This window comes from Micromonospora sp. ATA51 (genome assembly GCF_016802855.1).
Taxonomy (GTDB): domain Bacteria; phylum Actinomycetota; class Actinomycetes; order Mycobacteriales; family Micromonosporaceae; genus Micromonospora; species Micromonospora sicca.
In genome coordinates, this window is the sequence record NZ_JAEVHJ010000584.1 from 1 (window position 1) to 2,038 (window position 2,038).

The 2,038-nt window shown below is 71.0% G+C and carries 3 protein-coding genes; all 3 read left to right on the top strand.

Features of this window, described 5'->3' with window-relative positions:
- Positions 1-264 precede the first annotated feature (264 nt).
- From JNW87_RS38015 to JNW87_RS38025, 3 genes are read left to right on the top strand one after another with little or no spacing between them, the layout of a single operon-like run.
- Entirely contained in the window at positions 265-789 is a 525-nt protein-coding gene (locus tag JNW87_RS38015; protein WP_109805654.1) for a PadR family transcriptional regulator, read from the top strand.
- Positions 786-1,457: an ABC transporter ATP-binding protein gene (locus JNW87_RS38020; RefSeq protein ID WP_238455399.1), complete on the top strand. Its 672-nt coding sequence runs from the start codon at positions 786-788 to the stop codon at positions 1,455-1,457. The genes JNW87_RS38015 and JNW87_RS38020 overlap by 4 nt, the downstream gene beginning before the upstream one ends.
- Positions 1,454-1,978 carry a hypothetical protein gene (locus JNW87_RS38025; RefSeq protein ID WP_238455400.1) on the top strand — a complete coding sequence of 175 codons (525 nt, stop codon included), beginning with the start codon at positions 1,454-1,456 and terminating at the stop codon, positions 1,976-1,978. Before JNW87_RS38020 ends, JNW87_RS38025 begins: the two co-directional genes overlap by 4 nt.
- The last annotated feature ends 60 nt before the right edge of the window (positions 1,979-2,038 follow it).

The window sequence follows — 2,038 nt, forward strand, 5'->3', positions numbered from 1 at the left end:
GCGGGCGGGGGCACCGGCGACTTCACGGCCGGGCATGGCAGGTGCGGCGCGGCTGCCGCCCGCGTCGGCGGCGCAACCGCGGCAGCGGGCAGAGCCAGGACGGCGCTGAGCATGACGGCAGTAACCCGAAAGATGGTCACGTTAACGAACGGTAATCCCCCGCAAGGCCGGCGCGGCCCGATTGAGGAAAGCGCGCAGGATTCAACCGGTTCTTACACCCTCGAGATATATACGCGAGGTATACGCTCAGGGTATGGTCACGGCATGAGTGTTCCGCTGACCCTCCTCGGCCTGCTCGAGCGCGAGCCCAGCCACGGCTACGACCTCAAGCGCGACTACGACACCTTCTTCAGCCGCGGCAAGCCGCTGCCATTCGGGCAGGTCTACGCCACGCTCGGCCGCCTGGCTCGCGACGGCAAGATCGTGATCGGCGAGGTGGAGCCGGGCGTCGGCCCCGACCGCAAGCGCTACCTGATCACCGAGCGCGGCGCGACCGAGGTCGACGCCTGGCTGACCGAGCCGGTCGAGGCCGAGCCCAACCTGCAGACCGTGCTCTTCACCAAGGTGGTGCTGGCGCTGATGCTGGACCGCCCCGCCGCGGACTACCTCGACGCCCAGCGCGCCGTGCACCTGCGACGGATGACCGAGCTCACCGCGATCAAGCGCGACGGCAACCTCGTCGACACGCTGCTGGCCGACCACGGGCTGTTCCATCTGGAGGCCGACCTGCACTGGATGGACACCACGATCGCCCGGCTCGACGCGCTCCGAAAGATGGTGCGGCGATGACGGCGATCGAGGCGCGAGGCGTGGCGCTGTCCTTCGGCAGCACCCCGGCGCTACGGGGTGCCAGCCTCTCCGTGGACCCGGGTGAAATCGTCGCCGTCATGGGCCCGAGCGGGTCGGGCAAGTCCACGCTGCTGCACTGCCTGGCCGGCATCCTGGTGCCCGACGCGGGCGAGATCCGCCTCGACGGCCGCCGCCTCGACACGTTGAACGAGCAGGAGCGCAGCGTGCTCCGCCGGGACCGATTCGGGTTCGTGTTCCAGTTCGGACAGCTCGTCCCCGAGCTGACCGCGGAGGAGAACGTCGCGCTGCCGCTGCTGCTCGGCGGAGTCCGCCGCACGGCCGCGTTCCAGGAGGCACGGCCCTGGTTCGAGCGGCTCGGTCTGGCCGGGCTGGAGCGACGCCGTTCCGGTGAGCTGTCCGGCGGCCAGGCGCAACGGGTGGCGCTCGCCCGTGGCCTCGTCGCCCGGCCGAGCGTGCTGTTCGCCGACGAGCCGACCGGCGCCCTCGACTCCCTCACCGGCGAGCAGGTCATGGACCTCCTCGTCGCGTGCGCCCGCGAGCAGGGCACGACCGTCGTGCTCGTCACCCACGAGGCCCGCGTCGCCGCGTACGCCGACCGGCAGGTCATCGTGCGCGACGGCAAGGTGAACGCGCTGGTGCACTCATGATCCGGTTCGGTCTGCGACTGTGCCTGGCCGGTGGCCGGGAGGGGGCCGTCCGGCTCGTCGTCATCGCCGGCGCGGTGGCGCTCGGTGTGGGCATGCTGCTGGCGACGCTCGCCGGCATGAACGCCGTCGGCGCGCAGAACGCGCGGTACGCCTGGCTCAACACCGCCGTCGCACCGGCCTCCGCCGACCCGACGGCCGACCCGATGTGGTGGCTGATCCGAGAGGACTACTACCACGGCCAGTCGATCGGCCGGGTCGAGGTCGCTGCGCTGGGCCCGGACGCGTCCGTCCCGCCGGGCATCCCGCACCTGCCCGGGCCGGGCGAGTTCTACGTCTCGCCCGCGCTCGGCAAGCTGCTGCGGAACACCCCGGCCGCTGAGCTCGGTGACCGCTTCCCAGGCCACGAGATCGGCACGATCGGGCGGTCCGCGCTGCCGTCCCCCGAATCGTTGCTGATCGTGATCGGTCGCACCCCGGCGGACCTAGATGATCGATTCCAAGGGGTGTGGGGTAGCGAGTAAGCGCAAGGGCATCCATGATCGGCGTTGCCTAGGCAACGAGACCATGGAGGCCACGTGCAC

What these genes read in the sequence shown, in the direction of transcription:
- JNW87_RS38015 (WP_109805654.1), top strand. Translation starts at nt 265, where the DNA reads ATGAGTGTTCCGCTGACCCTCCTCGGCCTGCTCGAGCGCGAGCCCAGC.
- JNW87_RS38020 (WP_238455399.1), top strand. Translation starts at nt 786, where the DNA reads ATGACGGCGATCGAGGCGCGAGGCGTGGCGCTGTCCTTCGGCAGCACC.
- JNW87_RS38025 (WP_238455400.1), top strand. Translation starts at nt 1,454, where the DNA reads ATGATCCGGTTCGGTCTGCGACTGTGCCTGGCCGGTGGCCGGGAGGGG.